Here is a 26,724-nt window from a genome sequence, read left to right on the forward strand (position 1 = left end):
CGGCCGACGAGGTGGAAAAGGTGGTGCACGAGGCCGGCACCGATCTGAGCGACGGCGCCGTCCAGGTCGCGTCGCTGCACTATGTCGACCCACAGCGGTTCGGTGACGGCTTCGCCGAGAGCATGGCCGGCTCCTATGACGTCAAGATCGTCCCGGAAAACGTCTCGGTGTCGCCGCGTGCCGCGGTCGACGATCAGGCGCCGGCCTTCGCCGAGGAAATCATCCCCTTCACCAAGGATCTCGACATTGCCGAGGCCTTCGCCGATTCGGGCTATACCGGTGACGACGCAACCGGGATGGCCGAGGCGATCGCCAAATTGCTGAATGCCACGGCCCTCAAGGCAGGAACCGTGCTGCGCGTTGGGCTCGAGGTCCATGGCGACGCCGCCAAGATCGTTCGCACCAGCGTGTACGACAGGACCCAGCACATCGTCACCATCGCGCTCGACGACCACGACCAGTACGTGCCGGCGCAGGAGCCGGAGCCAAATCCCGAATTGCTGACGGCGTTCGACGATTCGCCTGCGCCCACAGTGCGCGGCAATCTGCCGAACATCTATGACGGCATCTACCGCACCGCCTATTCCTACGGCATGTCCAAGGCGATGACGCAACGGCTGATCAAGTTGCTGGCATCCAGTGTCGACTTTCAGTCGCGCCTCAATCCCACGGACCGCATCGAGGTGCTGTTCTCGCAGCCCGATGGCGACGACCAGGCGTCTGACGAATCCGAGCTGCTTTACGTCTCCGCGACTTTCGGCGGCACGACGCGAAATTTCTACCGTTTCCAGATGCAGGACGGCAGCACCGACTACTTCGACGAAAACGGCAGCAGCGCCGAGCAGTTTCTGCTGCGCAATCCCTTGCCCAATGGCCGGTTTACGTCCGGGTTCGGTGCCAGGCGTCACCCCATTTTGGGGTATGTGAAAATGCACACCGGCACCGACTGGGCAGCTCCCGTGGGATCGCCGATCATTGCCGCGGGCAACGGCGTCGTCGAAAAAGCCGGCTGGGCCGGTGGCTATGGCAAGCAGATTATCTTGCGTCACGCCAATGGCTACGAGACGTCCTACAATCACCAGAGCGCCTTTGCCAAAGGCGTCGAGCCGGGTGTTCGCGTTCGCCAGGGTCAGGTTATCGGCTACCTCGGCTCAACCGGCCTCTCGACCGGTCCGCATCTTCATTACGAACTGATCGTCAACGGCACAAAGGTCGATTCGATGCGCGTCCGCCTACCGGTCGGTAAGACGCTGAAGGGCGACGACCTCGTCGCCTTCAAGCGCGAGCGCGAACGCATCGACGACCTGCTCAAGCAGGAAGACAGCAATCAGTTGAAGGTCGCGAGCGCCAAGATCGAAGGCTGAGCCGACGTTTTTCGTCGTCAGCCCTGCTGATTCGCCGTGTCGCGCGCCCATGGCAGCCGCTCGCCGGAAACCGTCGTCCACGCGGTGATTGCCGAAAACAGGCAAAGCAGCGCGGTCACCGCGGCAACGGCGGCGAATGCCGCGTCGCTGGCGGCAAGTCGTGCCGTATCGAGGCCGGGCGCCAGGCCGGCTGGCGGCGGTTCGCCGAAACCCGGAATGCCGGAGCCGGCAGCGGTGCCGAGCACGCCAGCATAGACCCAGGCCGCCAGCGATCCCATCGCCGCCACGGCAATCAGGCCGCCGATGCGCGAGACGGCGTTGTTGATGCCCGAGGCCGCACCCGTATCCTTGTCCTCGACCGCCGTCATGACGGCGGTCGACAGCGGCGATACCACCAGCGCCATGCCGAACCCCATCAGAGCCATCAGCGGGAATACCCCGATCCAGAAATTGTGGATGCCCCAATAGGCCAGCAGGGCAAGTCCGGCAAAGGCAACAGCCACCACCAGACTGCCGCTGGCGATCGGAAAGCGAGGCCCGATGCGGTCGGACCACTGGCCGACCGGTCCGGACAACACTGCGATCAATGCCGAAAGCGGCAGGAAGATGAAACCGACCTCGGCCGCGCTCAGCCCCCATCCGGCGATCATGAGCATCGGCAGATAGAACAGATTGGCCGACAGCGCGAAATAAAGGAAGAAGGTCGCCACATTGGCGCCCGCGAACGCGCCGATTCGAAACAACGACAGCTCGATCATCGGCTCGCGCCGCCGGCGCTCGAAGACGATGAACACGACGAGCAAAACCGCACCGGCGGCAATACTCGGGCCGGACATCAGCCCCTCCCCGTCGCCGCTCATCGAGGTCAGACCGTAAGCGAGAGCTCCGAACGCCAATATGGCGAGTGCAGCGCCGCCGAGATCGAGGCCGCGCTTTTCCGCCGGCGCGTCGGCAGGGACCTTGGCCAGCAGAAGATAGACCGAGATAAGGCCGAGCGGCAGATTGATGGCGAAGATCGCCCGCCAGATGCCGTCGCCGAACGCCGACAGCACGAAGCCGCCCAGCACCGGGCCGAGCGCCGTCGTCAGTGCTGATGCTGCGGCCCAGATGCCGATCGCCCGGCCGCGTTCCTTTTTCGGATAGGCTTTGGCGATAATGGCCAGGCTGCCCGGCACCATGATGGCCGCTCCGACACCCTGGATAGCCCGAAACGCAATAAGCACCGTCGGGTTAGGCGCCAGCGCGCAGGCAAGCGAGGCGGCAATGAACAGGACGATGCCGGCGACGAAGGAGTGGCGCAGGCCGAAGCGATCGCCGGCGGCGCCGCCGACGAGAATGAGGGCTGAGAGTGTCAATGCGTAGGCATTGGAAATCCATTGTGCCTCGGCGAGGCTGGCGCCGAGGTCGACGCGGATCGCCGGCGTCGCAATGGCCAGGACCGACCCGTCGATGAAGCCGAGCGCAGAAGCCAGGATCGCGGCGATCAGCACGAACCGCCGCTGCGCCTGCGGACAGAACGTATCGGCGGGAAGTGAGCCGGTCAGGGGAACGGCGCCGGTACCGACTTTGGTTGGCGTGTGCATGCCGCCTTACCTAGATCGCCGGCGCGCCGGCGACAACCGGCCAGCACGCTGTTCTCGTTGAAACCAGGCCCAACCTGGCCACACAGGCAGGATCACGCCGCTCAGGGTGCAAACGGCAAGTGCCGTGCTAAGCTTCTCGCAGCGCTACAGGCAAGGGGGAAATACCGCATGAAACGACCGCTCGAACCCTCGGCGGAAGGACGCGGGCGCGTCGTCGGCATCACCGACGGCGTGTTCGCCATCGCGCTCACCCTGATCGTTCTCGAGATCAGGGTGCCGGCGCATGAAACGGTGCATTCCGAACGCGAGTTGATCACAGCGATCACAGCACTGGCGCCGCGCTTCCTGACCTATGCGCTCAGCTTCCTGACGCTGACCATCTTCTGGTTCGGCCAGCAGGCGCAACACGGGCTGATTGCAAAATCCGACCGGCGGCTTGCCACGCTGAACCTCTGTTTCCTCGGCTTCATCGCCTTGCTGCCGTTCTCGACCGACCTTCTCGCCGACTTCCTCGAATTCAGGACTGCGGTGCTCGTCTACTGGTTCAATCTTTTGATGCTCGGACTGACGCTGGTCGCCAGTTGGCGCTACGCGGACAAAAACGGATTTCTGGCCGAAGGTGTCGACGCGGAGACCACCCGAACGGTCTATCTGCGCATCGTCAAGGCACAGATCCTGTGGGCCGTCGGCGCTGCACTCTGCCTGATCAGCCCGTTGCTCAGCGTCGGCTTCATCCTGGTGGTGCAGCTGATCTATGCCGCAGCGCTGCGCGCGCCACTGCTGCGCAAGGTCATCGGGTGATTCGGGCGAAGGCGTTGCGCTTTAGTCGACGAACTCCACGATAACGCCGGGCGTCACGATCTTGGCAAGCTCGCGCGCGTCCCAATTGGTCAGCCGCACGCAGCCATGGCTTTCGGTCTTGCCGATCTTGGACGGATCCGGCGTGCCGTGAATGCCGTAGGTCGGCTTGTCCAGCGCAATCCAGACCGAGCCGACCGGGCCGTTCGGCCCCGGCGGGATGGTCAGGATCCTGTCGTTTTCGCCCTGCTTGAAATTGATGTTCGGGTTGTAGGTGTAGTTCGGGTCCAATGCGACACGCGACACCGCATGCGTGCCGGACGGCGACGGCGTGTCGGACGAGCCGATAGTCGCCGGATAGGCTGCGACCAGCTTGCCCGCAGCATCATAGGCGCGGACCTGCTTATTGGACTTGTCGGCGATGATGCGCGCCACCGGCGTCGCCACCAGCCTGCCGAAATTGGCGACCTTGATGATGGTGCCCGGACGATTGAAATTGGCGTCCGGATTGAGCTTGTTCAGATAGGTTTCATCCATATGGAAGCGCTCGGCCAGCGCTTCGGGTACCGACGTGTAGCCCATCCGATCGAGCTGGGCCTTTTGGCTGTAGTCCTCCGGTATCGAGGCGACATAGGGGCCGGCCGCATCCTCGGGCGTGATCGTGTAGGAGGCGAAGGCATCGCCACCGGATTGCGCCAGGGCCGCCTGGATGCCGACCGCGTCGGTCGATTTCAGATTGCTGCCGGTGATTTCGTTATAGGCGGCGAGTGCCTTGTCGACATTCGAGCCGAAGCGTCCGTCGATGACGCCGGGCGATGCACCGGCACGGTCGAGCAGCACCTGCAGTGCCGCCACGTCCTCGCGGGCGCCGAGCGCAAGCGACGGGTCGACCGCCGTCTTGCCGCCAGTGCTTGGCGGCGGGGCTGTGTCTGGCGGTAAGGCCGCCTGCTCGTTCGGCACCGTCGGCTCGACCGGCTCGATCGAGGCCTCGTTGAGCGGCTGGCGCTCGATGGTGCGCGGCTTTACCGGCTGCGCTGCCTCCGGATAACCGTTGCCGTAGCCGTCATCCCGTGGCGCTTCGGGGAAGGCTTCCACCGAATTGTCGCCATAGGGGTCGTACTCGTCAGCCGGCGGTATGATGACCCTGCCCTCGTCTTCCATCTGCCTGCGGCGGAACCGCGCCGTGTCCTCAGGGTCGTCGAGATAATAGGGGTCGTCCTCGACCGGTCCCAGGTTGCGCAAGCGCTCGCGGCGCAAGGCGCGGCGGTCGAGCCTGGTCTGCGGCGGCTGGATGGCGATGACCTTGCCGGTCTCCGCATCGACGATGACGCGGTTTCCCCTGGCATCGTAGTAGATATCGAGATTGCCGTTCTGGGCGACAAGAATGCCGCCGCCATTGGCGGCACGAACCACCCGTGGCGCGGTATCCACTATTGGCGAGGCCATCGCATTCGACGCCAGCAGCCCGGCAGCAAGCGCTGAAAGGGTGAAGATGGTGCGCAACATGATGGCCAAATTCTCCGGTCCGTAATTGCCGCCGCCGGCATTGTCTCTTCAAAGCGCCGCGCGTCTTTTCGACGCGCAAAGGACGCTCTAACGCTTTAAATCTCCGCATCGTGCTTTGCGAAAATCAAAACTCGATTTCGGGCCGATGTGGTAGGCGAACCCCTTCGCCAGCAAATCAGTTGCCAACGATAAGGTTCCAATATGAACCGGGCATGAAGATGGCGGATTTCTGACCGATTAACCGGCAGCGAGCCGCAATTCCTTGCGCGCCTGCTTCGTCAGCTTCAGCACGACAAGACGGTGGCTTTCGCGCAGGTAATCCTTCAGCGCGCCATCATCCATGCTTTCGCCGGTCTGGCGCTGGATCCATTTCATGCCGCGTGAGGCAAGATAGGGCGCGGGCCGAAGGCCCGGCTGCTCCCTCAGCACGTCATAGGCGATGTCGGAGCATTTGAAGGTAACGAACGGCTCCTTGCCCTCACTCCAGCCGCCGATCGCGAAGACCTTGCCGCCGACCTTCCAGACATGGGCGCCGCCCCACTGCACGACATGGATCGTCGAAGGCAGCGAGACGCAGAAACTATTGTAGTCGTCCAACGTCATCTGCGCCCCACCAAGTTTCAGACCATGAACCGAAGGCCGGCGTAACAAAAGGGTATGCCGGTTTTTCGGAAAGGATCATGGTCGAGATTGAAGATAGGAATTCCATCCCGATTCGATCGGGATGGAACAGGCTCTTGGCTTGAGCTCAGGCGGCCGCTTCGGTTGCCACGACTGCCGGCTTCGAGCGGAAGTTCAAGCGGTCGGACCCAGCGGTGACCTTGACGGTCGAGCCGTCGAGGATCTCGCCGAGCAGGATCTTTTCCGCCAGCGGGTCCTGCAATTCCTTCTGCATCACCCGCTTCAGCGGCCGCGCGCCATAGGCCGGGTCGTAACCCTTGGCCGCTAGCCAGTCGATCGCCTCCTGATCGAGCGAAAGCGCGATCTTGCGGTCGACAAGCAGGTTTTCCAGGCGCTTGAGCTGGATCTCGACGATACGACCCATATCCTGCCGGCGCAGCCGGTGGAACAGGATTACCTCGTCGATGCGGTTGAGGAATTCCGGCCGGAACGAAGCCCTGACGACATTCATCACCTCGTCGCGCACGACGTCGACATCCTGGTCCTCGCCGAGATTGACCAGATATTCGCCGCCGAGGTTCGATGTCATGATGATCAGCGTGTTGCGGAAATCGACCGTGCGGCCCTGCCCATCGGTCAGCCGGCCGTCGTCGAGCACCTGCAGCAGCACGTTGAAGACATCAGGATGCGCCTTCTCGATCTCGTCGAACAGCACGACCTGATAGGGCCGGCGCCGCACCGCTTCGGTCAGCGCGCCGCCTTCCTCGTAGCCGACATAGCCGGGAGGCGCGCCGATCAGCCGGGCGACCGAGTGCTTCTCCATGAACTCCGACATGTCGATGCGCACCATGGCGCTCTCGTCGTCGAACAGGAAGCTGGCCAGCGCCTTGGTCAATTCGGTCTTGCCGACGCCCGTCGGTCCGAGGAACATGAACGAGCCGAGCGGCCGGTTCGGGTCCTGCAGGCCGGCGCGCGCACGGCGCACCGCTTTCGACACTGCCTGCACCGCCTCGCCCTGGCCGACGACGCGCTTGCCGATCTCGTCTTCCATGCGCAACAGCTTGTCGCGCTCGCCTTCCAGCATCTTGTCGACCGGGATCCCCGTCCAGCGCGAGACGATATGGGCGACATGATCGGGGCCGACCACTTCTTCGACCATGCCGGCCTTGCCATCCCTGGCTTCGGCCTGCTTCAGCTGCTTTTCGAGTTCCGGGATCTTGCCATAGGCAAGTTCGCCGGCGCGCTGGAATTCGCCCTTGCGCTGGGCAATGGCAAGTTCGTTGCGCGCCTCGTCGAGCTGCTTCTTGAGGTCGGCGGCAAGCCCGAGCTTCTGCTTCTCGGCCTGCCATTTCGAGGTCAGCTCGGTCGATTCCTCCTCCAGGTTCGAGAGTTCCTTCTCAAGCCGGGCGAGCCGGTCCTTCGAGGCATCGTCCTTCTCGACCTTCAGCGCCTCGCGCTCGATCTTGAGCTGCATGATGCGGCGATCGATCTCGTCCAGCGCCTCGGGCTTCGAATCGACCTGCATGCGGAGCCGCGACGCGGCCTCGTCGACGAGATCGATCGCCTTGTCCGGCAGGAAGCGGTCGGCGATGTAACGGTTTGACAGTGTAGCGGCCGCGACCAGCGCCGAATCCGAGATGCGCACCTTGTGGTGCTGCTCGTATTTCTCTTTCAGGCCGCGCAGGATCGAGACGGTGTCTTCGACCGTCGGCTCATTGACGAAGACCGGCTGGAAGCGGCGGGCAAGGGCCGCATCCTTCTCGACATGCTTGCGGTACTCGTCGAGCGTGGTGGCGCCGACGCAGTGCAGTTCGCCGCGGGCGAGCGCCGGCTTCAGCAGGTTCGACGCGTCCATGGCGCCATCCGCCTTGCCGGCACCGACAAGCGTGTGCATCTCGTCGATGAACAGAATGATGCCGCCGGCGGCAGACGTGACTTCGGAAAGCACCGCCTTCAGCCGCTCCTCGAACTCGCCGCGGTATTTGGCGCCGGCGATCAGCGACCCCATGTCGAGCGCCATCAGCTGCTTGTCCTTGAGCGATTCCGGCACATCGCCATTGACGATGCGCAGCGCCAGCCCTTCGGCGATCGCCGTCTTGCCGACGCCGGGTTCGCCGATCAGCACTGGGTTGTTCTTGGTGCGGCGCGACAGCACCTGGATGGTGCGGCGGATTTCGTCGTCGCGGCCGATGACCGGATCGAGCTTGCCCGCGCGGGCGTCCGCCGTCAGGTCGCGCGCGTATTTCTTCAGCGCGTCGTAGCCCTGCTCGGCGCTCGCCGAATCGGCAGTGCGACCTTTGCGTACGTCGTTGATGACCTGGTTCAGCGCCTGCGGCGTGACACCCGCCTTGGACAGGATGTCGGCGGTCTTGGCCGATTTTTCCATGGCCAGCGCCTGCAATAGCCGTTCGACGGTAACGAAGCTGTCACTGGCCTTCTTGGCCAGTTCCTCGGCGGTCGAAAACACCTTTGCCAGCGGCTGCGCCAGATAGAGCTGGCCATTGCCGCCCTCGACCTTGGGCATTGCCTCCAGTGCCGTTTCGACGCCGAGCTTGACGTCACGGACATTGCCGCCGGCGCGCTCGATCAGCGACGCAGCCAGGCCCTCGTCGTCATCGACAAGGACCTTGAGGATATGCTCGGGGGTGAATTGCTGGTGATTGCGGGAAAGCGCCATGGTTTGCGCGGACTGGATAAAGCCGCGCACGCGCTCGGAATATTTTTCAAGATTCATGCCTGTCTCCTTCCGTCACCGGCCCGCTTCGCGGCACCGGATCAGATTGCGGTGACGGACCCGCCCGTTCGAGCCGGGTCCTGTTCACGCAAGATATGGGACGCAAACCACAGACCCTCAAGACGCCTCGACACTGGCGAATGCATAATATTCCGAGCGCGCAAAACAAAAACGGCGGAGATTTCTCTCCGCCGTCCAGGGTAAAGGATGCGCTAAGATCGGCTGAACGTTTTTCCGATCAATTCTCGACGTCTGCGATCACAGCTTGACCGCCGGGGCCTTCAGCCGGCGCTGCATCGACATTGCCAGCGTCGGTATTGCCAGTCTCGGCATTGCTTGTCTCGGCACTGCTTGTCTCGGCACTGTCACGGCCGGCGTTGTCGTTGCCGCCATTTGCCGGTTCGACATCGAGCCGCGGACGGCGCGGACGCCTGGGGCGGCGTGCCGGGCTGTTTTCGGCCGCGGCTTCGTTGAGCTCGGCCTGGGCGGCGAGACCCGCTGGCGAAAGGTTTTCGAATTGCGGTGCGGGCTCGCTCACAAAGACCGGCTCAGCGGCCGGCACGGGCTCCGCCTGCGCCGGCGTCTCGTCGCGCCGTGGCTGTTCGACGCGCTGTCCACCCTGCTGCTCGCCGCGCGCGCCATACTCGCCGCGCTGGCCGTTCTGGCCGTAACCGCCATTGGGGCGACGGTCGCGGTGGCGTCCGCCATTGTTGTCGCGTCCGTCACGGTTATCGCGGCCGCCCCGATTGTCGCGGCTGTTTTCCTGGTTCAGCGCCAGCTCGGCCGGCGTGCCATCGATGACCGGCTGCGGGCCGGCCCCGTGATTGACCGCCGAACCCGACGTCTCGTTGGCATTGTTGTTGCCGGCATTGTCGAACTCGTCGCGATCCTCGTCGCCGTCATCGTCGAAATCGTCGCGATTCTGCTGGGCGTTCTGGATCGGCATCTGCGCCTGAGCGGCTGCGATGATGCGGTTATAGTGCTCTGCATGCTGGAGATAGTTTTCCGCCATCACCCGGTCGCCGGAGCTTTGCGCGTCACGGGCAAGGGTTGCGTACTTCTCGGCAATCTGCTGAGCCGATCCGCGGATCTTCACGTCCGGGCCGTTGCTCTCATAGTTACGCGTCAGGGGATTCGGCCCCTTACGATTGTTGTTGTTATTGTTGTTGCCGCCGCCGCCACTGTTGTTGCGACCGCGCATGCGCCTGTTTTGCTGTTGTGGCCTCATTAGACTCTCTTCACTTTGAAATTTTCGAAAAACTCTTCACGAACGGAGGCGCTCATACGGCCAGCCGTTTCGTTCCTTCACCGGCGTTCGCCCGCATCAATTGCGTTGGCGCCACGTGCCATCCTGTTCCGGTTACTTCACTTGCCGGACGATTCCCGCACGAAGCTTGGGCGTCGTTTGCGCAAGAAGGCAGCTATTTCCAAGGAAAACCGAATCGCTAAGAGCACTGCCTGCTTCGTCTCATCCGGTTAACGCGACCCTAGCCGCATTCCCCGGTATTGCCAAGCGCTTTTTTCGCACTGCATCACGGCTTCCACCGTTCGAACACAAGAACTCTGTCGTTTCCGCCGAGATCACGAAACACCCCGACCGAACGGTACCCGGCCGCGGAGAATATCTCCGTAACCTGTTGGTGCTGCGTATGGCCGATCTCGACCGCAATCCTGCCTTGGAGTTCCAAATACGCTGCCGCTCCCGCGGCGATCTTCCTGTAGGGGCTCAGACCGTCCACGCCGCCATCGAGGGCCTGGCGTGGATCGAAACCGCGGACCTCGTCCTGCAGATTTCCAATGTCGTCTAAGGGTATATAGGGAGGGTTTGCGACAATTACATGGTACAGGCCAGAAACTTTTTCAAACCAGTCGGATTTGACCGGCGTGAACCGGCCGACGAGCCCCAATTCCCCGGCATTACGCATGGCTGTGGCCAGCGCCTCCTGCGAAATGTCAACGCCGGTGGCGGTCGCGGCCGGAACGGCGCTGAGCAGCGCCAGCGCGATGGCACCGGTACCGGTCCCTAGATCGAGGATGCGGCAGCCGCCCTCGCGTGCCGCCATTGCCTTGACGAAGGGCAGTATAGCCTCGACCAGCGTTTCGGTATCCGGCCGCGGCTCCAGCGTTTGCGGCGAAAGCGAAAGGCGCAAGCCGTAGAATTCGCGGTAGCCAAGGATCCGGTGTACCGGCTCGCCGGCGATGCGCCGCCGCAAGGCGGCTTCGATTACCGCCGTCACGTCCGTATCGACAGCGCGCCCGGGATCGGCGATGGCCTGCGTGCGACTGGTGCCGGAAAAATGCTCGACGATCAGCCTGGCATCGAGCGCCGGATCCGCGATCCCGGCTGCGGCGAGCCGGTTTCGCGCCTCCCGCAGCAGCGGCGCCAGCGTGGCGGGCAGGCTGTCAGCCATCGATGCCGATATCGGCGAGCAGCTTCGACTGGTGATCGGCTATCAGCGCGTCGATGATCTCGTCGAGTTCGCCCATCATCACCCGGTCGAGCTTATAGAGCGTCAGGTTGATACGATGATCGGTGACGCGACCCTGCGGAAAATTATAGGTGCGGATGCGTTCCGAGCGGTCGCCCGAGCCGACCTGCGACTTGCGCGATTCGGAACGTTCCTCGTCCGCCTTGCTGCGCTCGAGGTCGTAGAGCCTGGCGCGCAAGATCTGCATGGCCTTCGCCCGGTTCTGGTGCTGCGACTTTTCCGCCTGCACCACCATGATGCCGGTCGGCAGATGGGTGATGCGCACGGCCGAATCGGTGGTGTTGACGTGCTGGCCGCCGGAACCCGAGGCGCGCATCGTGTCGATGCGGATGTCATCGGCCCTGATCTCGATGTCGACCTCTTCGGCTTCCGGCAGCACCGCGACCGTCGCCGCCGAGGTATGAATGCGTCCGCCCGCCTCGGTCGTCGGCACGCGCTGCACCCGGTGCACGCCGGATTCGAACTTCAGATGGGCAAAGACGCCCTTGCCCGAAACGGTCGCGATGATTTCCTTGTAGCCGCCGACCTCACCCTCGCTGGCCGACACCGTCTCGAAACGCCAGCCATGCGCCGCGGCATAGCGCTCGTACATGCGAAACAGGTCGCCGGCGAAAAGCGCCGCCTCGTCGCCGCCGGTGCCGGCGCGGATCTCGAGGATGGCGTTCTTGTCGTCGGCGGCATCCTTGGGCAAGAGCAGGATCTGGATGTCCTTCTGCAGCGCCTCGATGCGATGCTTGACCTCCGGCAGGTCGGCCTCGGCCAAGGCCCGCATCTCGGCGTCGGTGCCCTTGTCGGCGAGCATCGCCTCCAGATCGCCCTGTTCGTGCTCCGCGGCGCGCAGTGCCCTGATCTTTGCCACCATCTCCTGGATGTCGGCATATTCGGAGGCCATCCTGACATAGGCGTCCGGCGCTGGCCCGGCCGACATCTGCGCTTCGAGCATGTCGAAACGCTTGACGACTTGATCCATACGGTCGCGGGGCAGGTTGATCATGGCGAAGTCTACAGCGGTATCGAGCGGTCGTCGGCAAAGGCTTGCAGCAGCGCCCGCATCGGCAGGCCATGCGCCGGCGCCATCAGATTGTCGTCGAAGAACGCTTCCAACTCGCTGAGCGGCAGTTCCGTCAGCATCGCCTTGACCGGGCCGATCGATGCCGGCGACATCGAGATCGAGCGATAGCCAAGGCCGATCAGCGCCATCGCCGAGATCGGCTTGCCGGCAAGTTCGCCGCACAGGGTCACCGGCGTCTGGTTGCGAGCCCCGGCATCGGCAATTTGCCTCAAAACACGCAGGAACGGCGTCGACAGCGGGTCGAAGCGGTCGGACAATTGGGTATTGCCACGGTCCACCGCCATGACGAACTGGAACAGGTCGTTCGAGCCGACCGAGACGAAATCGACCGCCTTCATCAACTCGTCGAGCTGGAACAGCAGCGACGGCACCTCCAGCATCGCCCCCACCTTAAGGCTGGTCGGCAAATGATGGGCAAAGCGCGACAAATGCCGGACCTCGCGATCGATGATCTCGCGCGCCTGCGCGATCTCACCGAGTTCCGTCACCATTGGCAGCATCAGCTTCAGTTCGCGCCCGCCGCACGCCTTGAGCAGCGCGCGGATCTGGGTGCGCAGCAGGCCAGGCCGGTCGAGCGTCAGGCGGATGGCGCGCCAGCCGAGCGCCGGGTTCTCCTCCTGGATCGAGCCCTTGAAATAGGGCAGCACCTTGTCGCCGCCAATATCGATGGTGCGGAACGTCACCGGCTTGTCGCGCGCCGCCTCGAGCACGTCACGGTACAAGCGCTCCTGGGCTTCCGCGCGCGGAAAGGTCGAGGCGACCATGAATTGCAGCTCGGTGCGGAACAGGCCGATGCCGGCCGCGCCCGCTTCGGCCAGTTGCGGCAGGTCGACCGCCAGCCCGGCATTCATCAGAAGGTCGACCTGGACACCGTCCTTAGTCACCGACGGCTTCTTGCGAAGCTCGCGGTAGACCTCCTGCCGCCGCGCCCGGAAACGCACTTTCTCGGCATAGGCCGCCTCGAGGTCGGGCTGCGGGCGCAGATGGATCGCGCCTTCCTCGCCGTCGACGATGATGGCATCGCCGTTTTCCGCCATGGAAACGGCGCCCTTCATCTGGCCGGCGACCGGTATGCCCATGGCCCGCGCCACGATGACGACATGGCTGGTCGCGGCGCCGTCCTCCAGCACCAGCCCGCGCAGCTTGTCCCTGGGATAATCGAGCAGCTCCGCAGCACCCATGGAGCGGGCGACGATGATGGCGTCCTTGGGCAGCGAGGCCGCGACGTCCTCCGGTCCGCGCCCCATCAGCTGCCGCAGCAGCCGATTGGCGAGATCGTCGAAATCGCTCATCCGTTCGCGCAGATACGGATCGGTCATGTGCAGCATGCGGGCACGCATGTCGCTCTGCACCTTTTCGACCGCCGCTTCGGCCGTCAGGCCGTTGCGGATCGCCTCCTCGAGCCGGCGCACCCAGCCGCGGTCGTTGGCGAACATGCGATAGGCTTCGAGCACCTGGCGATGCTCGCCCTCGAAGGCGACGTCGCGGCGCTCCAGCATGTCGTCGATGGAGAGCCGGAGCGAGCCGAGGGAGGCGTCGAGCCGCCTGACCTCTTCCTCGCTGTCCTCGTTGAAAAGATTGGTGACGACGATGCGCGGCTCGTGCAGCACCACATGGCCGAGCCCGACGCCTTCGTTGAAGGACAGGCCGGTAAAGCTTACCGGGCGGCGCAGATCGAGCTCTAGGCCGGGCCTTGTCAGCCGCTCCAGATCGCCGGTGGCGATCATCTCGGCGATCACCATCGCCGTCGTTTCCAGCGCCTCGACCTCGTCGTCGCGATAATGGCGCATGGTCTTGTTCTGCACGACCAGGACGCCGAGTGTCCGCCCTGCCCGCAGCACCGGCACGCCGAGGAAGGAATTGTATATCTCTTCCCCTGTCTCCGGCAGGTAGGCGAAGGCAGGATGCTCCTGTGCGTTGGAGAGGTTGAGCGGCCGCGCCGAGGCCGCGATCGTGCCGACCAGGCCTTGCCCCAGCCTGAGCTGCGCCAGGTGGACGGCGTTCGGGTTCAGGCCTTCGGTGGCGTAGAGTTCGAGCACCGAATCGGCGCGCAGCACATAGAGCGAGCAAACCTCGGCAACCATGTTGGAGGCGATGTCGCGCACGATTCGGTCAAGCCGCTCCTGCGGCTCCAGCGGCTCTTGCATGAGCTCGCGGAGCCGTTTCAGCAAAACGCGCGGGCCACTGGCCGAATCACGCATCGCGGCTTCTTCTCCAATAGCGTTTCAACCGGTGCAGGTTGCCCTGCACAGCGGCACAAACGCAACAACTCAATTAGAGCGCCATCGTCCAATTGGACGCATAAAGACCGCTCCAAGATTTTCGATCCGCTGCATCCTGCCTTCCGAAAATCGATTCCGATTTTCGGGCCGATGCAGTCCGCTACTGCTTATCCAGACCGTACACGGAATGCAAAGTGCGAACTGCTAGTTCCGTATAGGGACCGTCGATCAGGATCGAAATCTTGATTTCGGACGTCGTGATGGCGCGGATGTTGATCGCGCGGTCGGCAAGCGCCTTGAAGGCGGTAGCGGCGACGCCGGCATGGCTGCGCATGCCGATGCCGATGACCGAGACCTTCGACATGCCGGCTTCCGACTGCACCACGTCGTAGCCGATCGTCGCCTTCAGCCGCTCGAGCACGGCGAGCGCCTTGTCGACGTCGCCGGATGGCACGGTGAAGGTCATGTCAGTGAACTTGCCGTCCTCGGAGATATTCTGGACGATCATGTCGACATTGATGTTGGCCTCGGCCAGCGGCCCGAAAATGCCGGCGGCGACGCCCGGCCGATCGCCGACGCGGCGCAACGAAATCTGCGCCTCGTCCTTGGCGTAGGCAATTCCGGTGACGACCTGCTGTTCCACGATCTCTTCCTCGTCGCAAATAAGCGTTCCCGGCGGATTAAGCAAATCCCCCATTCCTGGTGCGTCGGGATCGTCGAAGGACGACCGCACGAAAGTACGCACCCTGTGCACCATGGCAAGCTCGACCGAGCGCACCTGCAGGACCTTGGCGCCGAGCGAGGCCATTTCGAGCATTTCCTCGAACGAAATCTTGGCCAGCCGCCGCGCCTTCGGCTCGATGCGCGGATCGGTCGTATAGACCCCGTCGACGTCGGTGTAGATATCGCAGCGGTCGGCCTTGACCGCTGCCGCGATGGCGACTGCGCTGGTATCGGAACCGCCGCGGCCGAGCGTTGCGATCCGGTTGTCCGGCCCGATGCCTTGGAAACCGGCGACCACCGCCACCTGGCCTTCGCCGAAGCGCTTGATCAGGAATCCGCCGTCGATATCGAGAATGCGCGCCGCGCCATGCGCGTTGTCGGTCTTGATCGGGATCTGCCAGCCCTGCCAGGAACGGGCATGCACGCCGATATTCTGCAGCGCGATCGCCAGCAAGCCGGCGGTGACCTGCTCGCCGGCGGCGACGACGGCGTCATATTCACGCGCATCGTGCATCGGCGAGGCCTCGCGCGTCCATTGCACGAGCTCGTTGGTCTTGCCGGCCATCGCCGAGACCACGACGGCGACCTCATGGCCGGCGTCGACCTCGCGTTTGACATGACGCGCCACATTGCGGATGCGGGCGATGTCGGCGACGGAGGTTCCGCCGAATTTCATCACGATGCGCGCCATAGAAGCGAAATGCCTTTGACTGGATGCCGGACCGAAGGCCGAAAAGCGGAAAAATGCGCCAAGCTGTGGCCGGGCGCTCGATGCGCGGCCTCCTTAGCCAAATGATTGCGGTTTCGCAAGGCGTGCCGCCGCTGCCGGCCAGGCGACACACGAGCACAGCGTCACGCCTGCACTGCCTCTTGGCAAATGCCGCTCGCTTCAGCCCAGCTGTGCCGTGGCTCTCCACAGGCGCGGATAATCGAGGACGAAACCGAGCGGCGAGACCTCCAGTGTCTCGTGGTAGCCGAACATCGGGGCGGCATAGGCGTAATGTGCAGCATCGACGCGCTGATAGGTTTGCTCGAGGCGAACGAGCCTGAGTTCGGGAAATGTCAGATAGGCCGCCGGGGCGGGCGTCGCCGTGCCGACATCGAGGGCAAAACGGCGAAGCGCCAAAAGGTTCGTTGCGGGCGTGAAGCCGAGATCGACATCGATGAGACCGTCGACTTCCGCTTGATGCTCGCCGTTCAGCGTCCATTGGCGCTCGGTCAGCCGGTCGATCCTGTAATGCAGCTCTTGCGTGCCGAGAAAGCCGTCGGCGCGCGCCGATCGTGTATGCCAATCGGCGTCGCAGTCCGCCTCGTAGGCGATGCTGCACGGCTCGCCGTCCTGGACGAAAAGCGCCTGTCCCCTGAGGTTCCACCCAGAGCCCGATTCCGACAGAAGGCAAGCGTCGTGGCCTTCCTGGTCAAGCCGGCGCCAAAGAATGGAAGCAACCGCTCGCATCATTGCGCACTCCTCCGAACCCGATGTCTCTGCTTCGTCCGCCAAAGCCTAGGCGTTTCCTTCCGGCACACCATCAACTGACACGTGCTGACACAAATGCAGCCGGCAAAAGGCGGCGCCGGAAGGCATCGCGCGCATCGCACCGCCGGCGGTGAATTTCGCGCCTTGACATTCGCAGCCTCGCGCCCGACTTCCTAGCGTCCGAGGAGACCACGCCATGCCAGAGCCCCGACGATCGACGATCGATGCCGGAGAGGTGGAACGCTTTTCCGCCCTTGCCGCCGAATGGTGGAACCCGAACGGCAAGTTCCGCCCGTTGCACAAGTTCAACCCGATCCGGCTTGCCTATATCCGCGACCAGGTGGCGGCCCGCTTCGGCCGCGATCCGCGTGCGGCACGGCCGTTCGAAGGCCTGCGCTTCCTTGACATCGGCTGCGGCGGCGGGCTTTTGTGCGAGCCGATGGCGCGGCTTGGCGCCGAAGTGGTCGGCGCCGATGCCTCCGCCACCAACATCGAAGTGGCCAAGCTGCATGCGGCGGAAGTCGGCGTGAGCGTGGATTATCGCGCCACGACCGCGGAAGATCTTGCCGATGCCGGCGAAAAATTCGACGTCATCCTCAACATGGAAGTGGTCGAGCATGTCGCCGATGTCGATCTGTTCCTGGCCAAATGCGGCGAGATGGTCAAGCCTGGCGGCATCATGTTCGTCGCCACCATCAACCGCACGCTGAAGGCCCTGGGCCTGGCCATCATCGGCGCCGAATATGTGCTGCGTTGGCTGCCACGCGGCACCCACCAGTTCGGCAAGCTGGTGCGCCCCGAGGAACTGGAAAAGGCGCTTGCCGGCGCCGGCCTGACCGTCATCGACCGCACCGGCGTCACCTACAACCCGCTCGCCGACCGCTGGCAGCGCTCGAAGGACATGGACGTCAACTACATGGTGCTGGCGGAGAAGGCATCCGTCTGAAGCTTACGCCTTCTGGCCCCTATGGCCTCTGGCTTTGCGCCTTGGTGGTGATGAACACGCCGGCGCTGATGGTGACGGCACCGGCCCAGGTCAGCAGTTGATAGCGCTCGCCGAGGAAGAGGGTCCCGGCAAACAGCCCGACCGCCGCCGCGACGTAGCCGATCTGGCTGAGATAGACCGGGCCGCCGACCGCTTGCAGGCGGAAGAAGAAGGCGAACATCGCCGAGGCTGATGCCACCTGTGCCGCAGCGACCAGCGGCACGCCGCCGAGCGAGCCGAATGCATTGCCGCCAAGCAGGACCAGAATGCCGGCAACCAGCATCAAGGCTGCTGCCAGATGGCTGCCGACGGCGAGCTCGATCGGGCCGGTGCCTTCGGGCCAGTCGACGGTACGGTAAATGTTGCCGGCGGCGAGGCTGACCGGGATGAGCAGGCCCATCGCAACCCAGAAAAATTCGGCCGGCTGGCCCGCTTCGCCGCGCGTCACCGCCACCATGACTGCGCCGACGAAACCGACGACTATGCCGACGATGCCCAGCATGGTCGGGCGCCTGACGCCGAGCAGCATCGAGAACACCAGCGTGACGACCGGCGACAGCGTGAACATGATGCCGCTGTAGCCGGCGCCCAGATGCGGAATGGCTGAAAACATCAGCAGATTGGGGATTGCATATGAGACGGCCGCGGTGACGAAGAAATAGCGCAGCCTGTGCGGCGTAAGCCGCATGCGCTTCCCGTTGAGCAGCAATGCGCACAAAAGCACGCCGCCGGCACCAAGCGAGATGACGAAGGCCCAGACCATGGCGGCCACGCCGGCCGCCGTCGCGATCTTGCCGAACGGCAGCGTCAGGCCGAGCAGTCCACCGGTGACAACCAGAAGGCCAAGCGCCGAGTCCCAGAGAAATTTCATCGCACCGTCCCGTCGCCCGTTCGCGGCACTTGGCCAATATCGCAAGCTGAGGTAAGATAAGGTAAAGATTCTTCACGTCAAGATACATAACGGTGAGAGACATGGATCGCGCAGCAAAAGCGATCGGGCAATGGAAAAAGGAACGGCCGGATCTCGATGTCTCGCCGATGGCGGTGCTCGGACGGTTGAATGAGGCCGCCTCGCTGATCGCACGAGAGCGGCTGGCGCCGCTGTTTGCAAGTTACGGGCTGCAATCCGGAGAATTCGATGTGCTGGCGACGCTGCGTCGTTCCGGGCCGCCATACGCGCTGACGCCGACGGCTCTCTACGAGGCGACGATGGTGACGTCGGGCGCGATGACCAACCGCCTCGATCGGCTCGAGAAATCCGGCCTGATCAAGCGCGGGCCGCACCCCGACGATCGCCGCGGCATTGTCGTGCAGCTGACAAAAAAGGGTCTGGCGTTGATTGACGAGGCGGTTACCGCTCACGTCGCCAACGAGCACCAGATACTTTCTGGGTTAGTACGCCCGGAGCAGATCATGCTCGCTCGCCTGCTCGAAAAATTGATAGCGAGCCTGAACTAACCCAAACGGCAACCACTGGGACTCTGCGATCATTGCATTGGGAGTCGTAACTGCCAGAGGAGTTTGCCGATGACAGAACATGCAGTCGTGATTGCCGGAGGAGGTCCGACGGGCCTAACCCTGGCAGGCGAGTTGGCGTTGGCAGGCATCGACGTAGCCATTGTCGAACGCCGCCCGAACCAAGAGCTTGCCGGTTCGCGTGCTGGAGGTCTGAGTTCACGCACTCTCGAAGTTTTCGATCAGCGCGGCATCGCGGACCGGTTCCTCGCCGAAGGACAAATAGCCCAAGTCACGGGATTCGCGGCGATGCGTTTAGACATCAGCGATTTTCCGACCCGCCACAACTACGGGCTGGCGCTGAGACAGAAACACATTGAGCGCATTCTCGCTGGATGGGTCAGCGAGCTGGCAGTGCCGATCTATCGCGCCCGTGAATTAACGTGTTTCGTGCAGGACGACGCCGGCGTCACCATCGAACTGTCCGATGGTGCGTCGCTGCGGGCAAGCTATCTCGTCGGGTGTGATGGAGGCCGCAGTCTGGTCCGCAAAGCTGCTGGCATTGAGTTTCGAGGATGGGATGCGACGACCAGCAGCATCCTCGCCGAGGCCGAGATGGCGGAGGAGCCGCCACTGGGCATTCATCGCACCGCACTTGGCATCCATGCCTTCGGCAGGGAAGAGTACGAAATTCGTGACGGCAAGGTCGTCTTTGCCGATAAAGGTCCCATAGGCGTCATGGTCACTGAAAAGAATGTCGGCGCCACGACCGAGCCCACGCTGCGCGATCTCCGCGAAGCGCTCGTCGCCGCATGCGGAACAGATTACGGAATCCATAGCCCAACCTGGATTTCCAGGTTCACGGACATGTCGCGGCAGGCGGCGGCTTACCGCAAGGGCCGGGTTCTCCTAGCGGGCGATGCCGCCCATGTGCATTCCCCGGTGGGCGGACAAGGCCTCAATATCGGTGTGCAGGATGCGGTGAACCTCGGTTGGAAGTTGGCCCAAGTGGTGAAAGGAACATCGCCTGAACGCTTGCTCGACACTTATCACATCGAGCGGCATCCGGTTGCGGCCCGCGTGTTGCGTACGACAATGGCACAGGTCGCATTGCAACGTACTGATGATCGCACTGAAGCCTTGCGTGAAATCGTATCAGAGCTCCTTGGGATGGAGGAGCCTCGCAAACGGATCGCTGCCGAGATGTCCGGACTTGGTATCCATTACGACCTCGGCCAGGGGCATCCGCTGGTCGGCCGCCGCATTCCTGACCTCGACCTGGCCACGCCTGATGGTCCCATGCGCGTATTTGCGCTCCTCCAAAAAGCGCGGCCAGTGCTCTTGAATCTCGACGCGCCGGGCAGCCTCGACATCAAGCCGTGGTCAGACCGCATTAAGTTGGTTTACGCCAAATGGGACGATCCATGGGAGTTGCCTGCGCTAGGTTTGGTCTCCGCTCCAACCGCAGTTTTAATCCGACCCGATGGATATGTTGCTTGGGTAGGCGACAGGACGCAGGATGGTCTTCAAGACGCGATGAACACCTGGTTCGGACCACCGGGCTAAAAACCGCAAAAACCAGTTAGCTCGAATGGTCCCGAAATCAAACGGCTACGGAGGGCAAAAACTCAGATTCTGGTCGCCGAGCCTCGTTTGGGCCGGCGAACAGCTCTGATCTTGCCGCTGTTTCCGCCGCCACAGAAAAACTGGTCGCCGCCATCGGATTCGAGCCCCGACACGCCTGTTCCCGGCGGCATATCGAGCTTCTCAAGGACCTTTCCCGTTTCAGGATCGATCCGTCTGACATCGCTCTCCTCGCCCTCCCAGGTGCCATGCCACAGCTCGCCGTCGACCCAGCTGACGCCGGTGACGACGCGGTTGGAAACGATGGTGCGAAGGATTGCCCCTGTCTCGGGATCGACCTGATGAATCTTTCGGCCCCGATGCTGCCCGACCCAGAGTGTTCCTTCGGCCCAGGCGAGCCCGGAATCACCGCCATTGCCGGGCGCCGGGATCGTCGCCAGGACGTGGCCATTCTTCGGATCGATCTTCTGGATACGATCCTCGGCGATCTGATAGAGATGCTGGCCGTCGAAGGCCGTTCCGGCGTGTGCCGCGACATCGATCGAGCGCACCACTTTGCCGCTTGCCGGATCGAAGGCGTTCAATCTGTCGCCTGAGGCAAACCAGACATGCTCACCGTCGAAGGTAACGCCGTCTACGTGGTCGACACCCGGAAAGGGTCCATATTCTCGAAGGATTTCGGCTGCGGATCGTTCCATGATTCCATCCTAGTAGCCCGGCAGTGGGCCGGGGAGTAACAAGATTGTCGGGAAACCCGTCAGCGGTGGGGTCATCCAGCGACGCGCCCGTCCGCGGCCGAACGACTGCACCTTGCCGGCCAGGGCGAGTTGCTCGAGCGCTCGCTGCACGGTACGCGAACTGGCTCCCAGCACAATCGACAGGGCCGAACTCGACCAAGACTCGCCGTCGGCGAGAAAGGCGAGCACGGCGGCATGCTCTTCTTCGACGGGTGGCGCCAGCACGACGACCTCACCTGCGCGGCGCGGGGCCAGCGCAAAGCCCCGCTTCGTCGCGCTCACATCCGCCAAACTCCGAAGCTCCGCGCGAAGCCGCCCGACTTCGACCCGTAACCGTGCGCGATGTGATTCGTCCGCGTCCTTTCCGCGGAAAGCGCGCGCAATAAGCATACTTCTTGCCACGTCAGCCGGCCAGGCTTCGGCCAGCGCGCGGGCCAGCGCGAACAGCACCGGGCGGGTCGCCAGCGAGACGACGTTGTCTGCGACCCGCACGACATTGCGGCATGCATCCACCACGAGCGCCCCCGACGCCAGGAGCGCTTCGACTTCATCGAGCAGGAGGGGCCGTTCCCCGCCACGCGCGACAAGGCGTGCGCCCGGCGTGTCCAGCACCAGCGATGCGCTCTCCACCTCCGCGATCAGCGCGGGGATGCCGGACGCGCGCGCCGCCCGCGCCGCCAGGCCAAGCGCGGCGCGCGCAGGGCCGGTCCGCAAGCGGCGGATGGCGATGCCGGCGACAGCCAGCTCGTGGGCGGCCCGCGATGCCGGCGGCAGCGGCGAGGGATCGAAGCCGTCCAGCCTGCGCTCGGCTTCGTCGAGATGGCCGATCAGCAGCAGGCGCCGAACGTCGAGGTTGCGCGCATGCGCGGCGTTGACGCGGTCGCCATGCTTTTCAAGCGTCGCCCGTGCGGCGTCGAGTGCCTTGGCCGGCCAGGTAAGGTCGCGCGAGACGAGCGCGATCTCGGCCTCGGCGACGATACACCGCGCGCGGGCCACGGCCTCCCTCGGGCTGAATGCGCGCGCCGCCCTCTTGAGAAGAACCTTCGCCCGAACCAGGTCGCCAAGCTGCGCCATCGCGATACCGCGCAACGCCAGTGCCGGCGCATCGTCGCGCAGCGCAACCCGCTTCAAGGCGCCGAGCGGATCGCCCGCCGCAAGCGCATGCGCCGCGGCCGTGATCAGCGAGTCCATCGGAATCCCGTCACACTTGTCACTCCCATGGCTTCGACATCCGGCGCTAAGTCCATCTCACCAACCAGTCGTATCGACAACGGCGACTGTAGCCAACCTGAGTTGCGGCGCGCCAACCTTGAGTCGCGGCTAGATTGTGCACTGGGCTCGAACACAACGATAAGCACTAGGAGAGACGCAATGAAGATCGAAGGTACAACCATCCTGGTGACTGGAGCCAATCGGGGCATCGGTCGGGCACTGGTCGAGGAAGCCCTGAGCAGAGGCGTAAAGCGCGTCTTCGCCGCAACCCGCCAAGCCATGGCCCACCCGGACCGGCGTGTGACGTCCCTGACCATGGATGTGACCAACGCTGCGCAGATCCGGGAGGCGGTCGAGAAGATCGATGCTCTCGATATCCTCATCAACAACGCCGGCGTATCGCCCTTCGATGACCTCAGCGACCGTCGTGTGCTCGAACAACAGCTCGCCGTAAACCTCTTCGGCTCGTACGACGTTACCCAGGCTCTGCTGCCGTTGCTGGCCCGGTCGCGGGGAGCCATCGTCAACATTCTGTCGCTGGCCTCGATTGCCGCCGTGCCGTTCAGTCCGGCTTACTCGATCTCGAAGGCGGCCTCGTTCTCACTGTCGCAGTCGTTGCGCACCCTTTTGGCCGGACGGGGTGTCAGCGTCCACAGGGTCCTTCCCGGCCCGGTGGACACGGACATGACACGGGGCCTGGACATCGCGAAGGCCTCTCCGGAGTCTGTCGCGCGGGCGATCCTGGACGGAGTGGAGAACGGCGAAGAGGAAATCTTCCCCGATCCCATGTCGGAATCCCTGGCGGAAGGCTGGCGCAGCAGTGCAGTCAAGGCGCTTGAACGCCAGTTTGCAGCCTATGCGGAAGCAAGCCCGTCAAGTGAAGCAAGCCCGTCAGGCAGTGGGCATGAGAGAAGCAGCGAAACGATTGCCCGCGAGGCCCATCCTTGCTGCTCGGCCTGAAATTGCGGACGCTTGTGCAGGGGGCGGCGGCATCGCCGCTCTGGGCGGAAGCGAATTCCCCACAAGCGACAACGGAGCATCATTTTCGCTTGTCGAAATGCGCTTCAGCTTCTCGTCGCCTGATACGCCTCTGATATCGCCCCGTGCGAAAAAGACGATCAAGTCTGCCAGCCAACCTGGAGCATTGAGATGGAGCAAGGCATCACGCGCGCTATCAATTTGCCTACCATTCATCGCTACATTGGAAAAATCCGAGGGTTCCGTTTGTCGAGCTTCGACCCATTGACGAATACTCGCCCCGTCCGGCAGTTTCGCCGCAAAAGCCAGTTCACGTCTCATGCAAACCCACTCCACCCGGTGGCGCAATTCCTCCTCATAGCCAATGCCTCGCTGATGGAGACGCGCATGCGTCGCCTCATGCACTATCGCGCTGGCGATCTGGTCGGTCAGCGTGTGCTCGCCTAGAACAAATCGCCGATCAAGCTCGCAAGTCGAAGTCGATTTCACAAATTGCGCAGCGGCACCTGGATTGATTGTGATCCAGATCCGTTTGAGATCGCGGACCAGACGGCTGTATCGAACAGGGTCAAATTCTTGAATCAATCGCAGCGCGGCGGCAACCTTATCGGCATCTTTCCCACCGCTCTCGCCATTATAGAAAACTGGCAACCCATCGATCGTTCTCTTGTCGATCGACCTTATAGCCAACCAGCTGAAAACACGGATCACTATCTCTGAACCACGCCGCTTTTCAGTCTTCTCCGGATGGGGCAAGACTTTCCTCAGTTGCGGTCGTCGGGGAAACTTGGAATAGGCATGAACTCGACGCCGTCTTCGGCCAGGCTCTTGGCCTCGTCCAGCGTCGCCTCGCCATAGATGCCGCGCGGATCGCTTTCACCGAAATGGATCTTGCGCGCTTCCTCGGCGAATTTGTCGCCGACATAGTCGGCATTCTCGCGCACCTTGTCGGCCATGGCCTTGAGCTGCGCCAGCGCCTGCTTCTGCGCCTCGCCCATGGCCAGCGCGATGCTTTCGCGCTTGCGCCCGGTGGAGACGGCAGGCGCCATCAGCGCCTTCTCGACCTTGTGCGAGCCGCAGGCCGGGCAATCGACGAAACCGCGCCTCTTCTGTGTGTCGAAATCGTCGTTGCTGCGGAACCAGGCCTCGAATTCGTGCTCGTGCTCGCAGATCAGGGAAAAGCGGATCAAGAGGCCGCACCCCTGAGCGGCATTGCCTCCGCCGAACCGGCGTTTACCGCAAAATCGCGTGCGTTCTTGAGGTTCGGTATCTTCTTGCGCGCGGCGACGGACTGCGCCGGGTCGATCTCGGCGACGATCACCGCCGGCTCGTCATGCGCCGCCTCGGCGATGACGCGGCCCCAGGGATCGACGATCAGCGAATGGCCATAGGTTTCGCGGCCGTCTTCGTGCACGCCGCCTTGCGCGGCGGCAACGACATAGGCGCCGTTCTCGATGGCACGCGCCCTGAGCAGCACGTGCCAGTGCGCTTCTCCGGTCTGGCGGGTGAAGGCTGCGGGCACCGAAAGCAGATCGGCGCCGGCCAGCGCCTCGGCACGGAACAGCCGCGGAAAGCGTAGATCGTAGCAGACGGCAAAGCCTAGCTTCGCGCCCTCGATTTCGGTGACGACAGCCTCGGTGCCTGGCTCATAGGCGGCGGATTCGCGCCAGCTCTCGCCTTCGTCGAGATCGACGTCGAACATGTGGATCTTGTCGTAGGTGGCAATCGTGGCGCCGTCCGGCCCGAACAGAAGGGCGCGGTTGGCAAGCTTGCCGTCGGCGCGCAGAATGGCGGTCGAGCCGATATGCAGGAAGATGCCGAGCTCCTTGGCCAGCCTCCGTGACGTCGAGACGACGATGTCCTTGTCTTCGGAGGTGAAGGAAGCGGCTCGCGCCTGGCTGTCGCGGATCAGCGCGCCGGTCATTTCCGGGGTCTGGATGTAGCTCGCGCCAAGGCCTGCCGCCTCGCGCACCAGCCGTTCCAGATCGACCGCATTGCGCTCCGGGCTGGTTCCCGAACGCATCTGGATCGCCGCCGCCTTGAAAGCACCCATCGTCATGTCCTTATCTGGTCGAGCCGTTGGCGAGCAATCTGTCCAGCCGTCCTTCCGCCTCCAATTCGTGGAGATCGTCGGAGCCGCCGACATGCGTGTCGCCGATGAATATCTGCGGAAAGGTGGAACGGCCGTGGGCCCGGGAAATCATTTCCCGGCGCAGTTCCGGCGAGAAGGAGGCGTCGTGCTCGGTATAGGCGACACCCTTCCTGTCGAGCAGCCGCTTGGCCGCGGTGCAATAGCCGCACATCATCCGCGTGTAGATCGTCACATCGACCATCGGTCAGCAACCCTGCCTCGTTCCGCTGTCATCTAGGCTATATAGGCGCCGATTCGTCGGCCCGAAAGTCCCCCGGCAGCACACGCGCGAAGGTCAGTACGTCGACCGCGCCGGCACCGCCCTTCTTCAATGCCCTGGCGACCGCGCGGACGGTGGCGCCGGTGGTGTAGACATCGTCGATCAACAGCACCCGGCGGCCGGCGATTTCGATCTCCGCCTCATCAGGCACTTTGAATGCGGCGCGAACATTTTCCTCGCGTTCCCGCCGCTCAAGCCCGACCTGCTGGCGCGTGAGTTTGACGCGCCTGATGGCTGATGGCGCGAAGGGCCGCTCCCCGAGCTGCGCCACCGCCCGCGCCAGTTCCGCCGACTGGTTGAACTGCCGCCTGAAGAAACGCCGCCAGTGCAGCGGCACCGGCACGACCACGTCGGCCTCGGCGATGAGCTCGGCACCGGCGCGAAGCATCCAGCGCGCCATCCACGGCGCCAGATCGGTGCGGTCCTGGTATTTCAACCCTTGCACCATCTGGCGGGCAACGCCGGAATAGGCGACCGCCGCCCGCGCGCGCTCGAACGGCGGCGGGTCGGCTATCGCCTCCGCCGAAAGGAACCCTTCACCCATATTGTGGGTGAACGGCGTGCCCATCACCGGGCACCATGGCCGTTCCAGCAGCCTGAGTTTCGGCCAGCAGGCGCCGCACAACACGCCGGGCTGCGAGACATGGCGGCGGCAGCCGGCACAGACCGGCGGGAACAAGAGGCGCGCTGGCCAGCCCAATGCCTTGCGGGCAATGCTCTTGATCGCAATACGCTTGATCTCTGGCATGGGATCGGCCACGTGGTTGGTCCTC

General features: G+C 63.6%; 24 protein-coding genes (1 of these 24 only partly in view). 6 read left to right on the forward strand and 18 right to left on the reverse strand.

All coding sequences use genetic code 11. The features are described 5' to 3' along the window. Positions 1 to 1,364, forward strand: partial view of a M23 family metallopeptidase gene (locus NKI25_RS05690; RefSeq protein ID WP_352998233.1) — the 3' portion only. 595 nt of this gene lie to the left of the window's left edge; 1,364 of the gene's 1,959 nt are visible here — the last part of the coding sequence; its start codon lies beyond the left edge, outside the window; its stop codon occupies positions 1,362 to 1,364. Positions 1,365 to 1,381: 17 nt separating this feature from the next. On the opposite strand, the gene NKI25_RS05695 is transcribed toward NKI25_RS05690, so the two are convergent. Continuing rightward, positions 1,382 to 2,947, reverse strand: coding sequence for an MFS transporter (locus NKI25_RS05695; RefSeq protein ID WP_352998234.1), 1,566 nt, complete (start codon positions 2,945 to 2,947; stop codon positions 1,382 to 1,384). A gap of 168 nt (positions 2,948 to 3,115) precedes the next feature. On the opposite strand from NKI25_RS05695, the gene NKI25_RS05700 reads away from it, so the two are divergent. Beyond that, on the forward strand, positions 3,116 to 3,748 hold the full coding sequence (locus NKI25_RS05700; protein ID WP_352998235.1) for a TMEM175 family protein: 633 nt from the start codon (positions 3,116 to 3,118) through the stop codon (positions 3,746 to 3,748). 21 nt (positions 3,749 to 3,769) lie between these two features. On the opposite strand, the gene NKI25_RS05705 is transcribed toward NKI25_RS05700, so the two are convergent. The 9 genes from NKI25_RS05705 to NKI25_RS05745 all read right to left on the reverse strand — a co-directional run bounded on the left by NKI25_RS05705 (position 3,770) and on the right by NKI25_RS05745 (position 16,571). Further along, positions 3,770 to 5,251 (reverse strand): L,D-transpeptidase family protein, encoded by a 1,482-nt coding sequence (locus NKI25_RS05705; RefSeq protein WP_352577123.1) that lies wholly within the window; start codon positions 5,249 to 5,251, stop codon positions 3,770 to 3,772. A 237-nt stretch (positions 5,252 to 5,488) separates the two neighbouring features. Further along, positions 5,489 to 5,854, reverse strand: coding sequence for an MmcQ/YjbR family DNA-binding protein (locus tag NKI25_RS05710; RefSeq protein ID WP_352998236.1), 366 nt, complete (start codon positions 5,852 to 5,854; stop codon positions 5,489 to 5,491). 145 nt (positions 5,855 to 5,999) lie between these two features. Continuing rightward, positions 6,000 to 8,606: an ATP-dependent chaperone ClpB gene (gene clpB / locus NKI25_RS05715; protein WP_352646612.1), complete on the reverse strand. Its 2,607-nt coding sequence runs from the start codon at positions 8,604 to 8,606 to the stop codon at positions 6,000 to 6,002. Between the two features lie 238 nt (positions 8,607 to 8,844). Beyond that, positions 8,845 to 9,807: a DUF4167 domain-containing protein gene (locus NKI25_RS05720; protein ID WP_352570513.1), complete on the reverse strand. Its 963-nt coding sequence runs from the start codon at positions 9,805 to 9,807 to the stop codon at positions 8,845 to 8,847. A gap of 331 nt (positions 9,808 to 10,138) precedes the next feature. After that, the gene (gene prmC / locus NKI25_RS05725; RefSeq protein WP_352998237.1) at positions 10,139 to 11,017 is read right to left on the reverse strand and encodes a peptide chain release factor N(5)-glutamine methyltransferase; all 879 of its coding nucleotides are present in this window, start codon (positions 11,015 to 11,017) and stop codon (positions 10,139 to 10,141) included. Beyond that, positions 11,010 to 12,089, reverse strand: a complete 1,080-nt coding sequence (gene prfA, locus NKI25_RS05730; RefSeq protein WP_352594829.1) for a peptide chain release factor 1 — start codon at positions 12,087 to 12,089, stop codon at positions 11,010 to 11,012. The genes prmC and prfA overlap by 8 nt, the downstream gene beginning before the upstream one ends. Positions 12,090 to 12,097: 8 nt before the next feature. Continuing rightward, on the reverse strand, positions 12,098 to 14,368 hold the full coding sequence (gene ptsP / locus NKI25_RS05735) for a phosphoenolpyruvate--protein phosphotransferase (RefSeq protein WP_352594827.1): 2,271 nt from the start codon (positions 14,366 to 14,368) through the stop codon (positions 12,098 to 12,100). 181 nt (positions 14,369 to 14,549) lie between these two features. Then, positions 14,550 to 15,803, reverse strand: a complete 1,254-nt coding sequence (locus NKI25_RS05740) for an aspartate kinase (RefSeq protein ID WP_352998238.1) — start codon at positions 15,801 to 15,803, stop codon at positions 14,550 to 14,552. Positions 15,804 to 16,001: 198 nt separating this feature from the next. Beyond that, positions 16,002 to 16,571, reverse strand: a complete 570-nt coding sequence (locus NKI25_RS05745) for a putative glycolipid-binding domain-containing protein (protein ID WP_352594824.1) — start codon at positions 16,569 to 16,571, stop codon at positions 16,002 to 16,004. Positions 16,572 to 16,785: 214 nt separating this feature from the next. Here NKI25_RS05745 and ubiG point away from each other — a divergent pair, with 214 nt between their 5' ends. Further along, positions 16,786 to 17,535 carry a bifunctional 2-polyprenyl-6-hydroxyphenol methylase/3-demethylubiquinol 3-O-methyltransferase UbiG gene (gene ubiG / locus NKI25_RS05750; protein ID WP_254816707.1) on the forward strand — a complete coding sequence of 250 codons (750 nt, stop codon included), beginning with the start codon at positions 16,786 to 16,788 and terminating at the stop codon, positions 17,533 to 17,535. 19 nt (positions 17,536 to 17,554) lie between these two features. Here the strand turns inward: ubiG and NKI25_RS05755 are convergent, their stop codons facing one another. Beyond that, on the reverse strand, positions 17,555 to 18,445 hold the full coding sequence (locus tag NKI25_RS05755) for a DMT family transporter (RefSeq protein ID WP_023675147.1): 891 nt from the start codon (positions 18,443 to 18,445) through the stop codon (positions 17,555 to 17,557). Positions 18,446 to 18,546: 101 nt separating this feature from the next. Between NKI25_RS05755 and NKI25_RS05760 the strand changes: the two genes are divergently transcribed. Then, positions 18,547 to 19,032, forward strand: a complete 486-nt coding sequence (locus NKI25_RS05760; protein WP_023675146.1) for a MarR family winged helix-turn-helix transcriptional regulator — start codon at positions 18,547 to 18,549, stop codon at positions 19,030 to 19,032. Positions 19,033 to 19,101: 69 nt separating this feature from the next. Further along, the gene (locus tag NKI25_RS05765; protein ID WP_023675145.1) at positions 19,102 to 20,595 is read left to right on the forward strand and encodes an FAD-dependent monooxygenase; all 1,494 of its coding nucleotides are present in this window, start codon (positions 19,102 to 19,104) and stop codon (positions 20,593 to 20,595) included. Between the two features lie 62 nt (positions 20,596 to 20,657). Here NKI25_RS05765 and NKI25_RS05770 read toward each other — a convergent pair whose 3' ends face one another. Together NKI25_RS05770 and NKI25_RS05775 are read right to left on the reverse strand one after the other, a co-directional pair. Further along, positions 20,658 to 21,311 carry a Vgb family protein gene (locus NKI25_RS05770; protein WP_023675144.1) on the reverse strand — a complete coding sequence of 218 codons (654 nt, stop codon included), beginning with the start codon at positions 21,309 to 21,311 and terminating at the stop codon, positions 20,658 to 20,660. A 9-nt stretch (positions 21,312 to 21,320) separates the two neighbouring features. After that, complete coding sequence (locus NKI25_RS05775; RefSeq protein ID WP_352998239.1) at positions 21,321 to 22,541, reverse strand: helix-turn-helix domain-containing protein; 1,221 nt, start codon at positions 22,539 to 22,541, stop codon at positions 21,321 to 21,323. A 180-nt stretch (positions 22,542 to 22,721) separates the two neighbouring features. Here NKI25_RS05775 and NKI25_RS05780 point away from each other — a divergent pair, with 180 nt between their 5' ends. Continuing rightward, complete coding sequence (locus NKI25_RS05780) at positions 22,722 to 23,522, forward strand: SDR family NAD(P)-dependent oxidoreductase (protein WP_352577145.1); 801 nt, start codon at positions 22,722 to 22,724, stop codon at positions 23,520 to 23,522. Here NKI25_RS05780 and NKI25_RS05785 read toward each other — a convergent pair. Genes NKI25_RS05785 through NKI25_RS05805 form a run of 5 tightly spaced genes read right to left on the reverse strand, consistent with a single transcriptional unit; the run spans position 23,454 to position 26,711 of the window. Further along, complete coding sequence (locus NKI25_RS05785; RefSeq protein WP_352998240.1) at positions 23,454 to 24,296, reverse strand: hypothetical protein; 843 nt, start codon at positions 24,294 to 24,296, stop codon at positions 23,454 to 23,456. The genes NKI25_RS05780 and NKI25_RS05785 overlap by 69 nt on opposite strands. An 8-nt stretch (positions 24,297 to 24,304) precedes the next feature. Continuing rightward, the gene (locus tag NKI25_RS05790) at positions 24,305 to 24,730 is read right to left on the reverse strand and encodes a DUF1178 family protein (protein ID WP_352577149.1); all 426 of its coding nucleotides are present in this window, start codon (positions 24,728 to 24,730) and stop codon (positions 24,305 to 24,307) included. Further along, positions 24,727 to 25,593 (reverse strand): carbon-nitrogen hydrolase family protein, encoded by an 867-nt coding sequence (locus NKI25_RS05795; protein ID WP_352577151.1) that lies wholly within the window; start codon positions 25,591 to 25,593, stop codon positions 24,727 to 24,729. Before NKI25_RS05795 ends, NKI25_RS05790 begins: the two co-directional genes overlap by 4 nt. Before the next feature lie 10 nt (positions 25,594 to 25,603). Continuing rightward, the gene (grxC, locus tag NKI25_RS05800) at positions 25,604 to 25,873 is read right to left on the reverse strand and encodes a glutaredoxin 3 (RefSeq protein WP_352577153.1); all 270 of its coding nucleotides are present in this window, start codon (positions 25,871 to 25,873) and stop codon (positions 25,604 to 25,606) included. Positions 25,874 to 25,910: 37 nt separating this feature from the next. Continuing rightward, positions 25,911 to 26,711: a ComF family protein gene (locus tag NKI25_RS05805; protein ID WP_352998241.1), complete on the reverse strand. Its 801-nt coding sequence runs from the start codon at positions 26,709 to 26,711 to the stop codon at positions 25,911 to 25,913. Positions 26,712 to 26,724 lie beyond the last annotated feature (13 nt).

The organism is Mesorhizobium sp. M0808 (genome assembly GCF_040320025.1).
Taxonomy (GTDB): Bacteria; Pseudomonadota; Alphaproteobacteria; order Rhizobiales; family Rhizobiaceae; genus Mesorhizobium.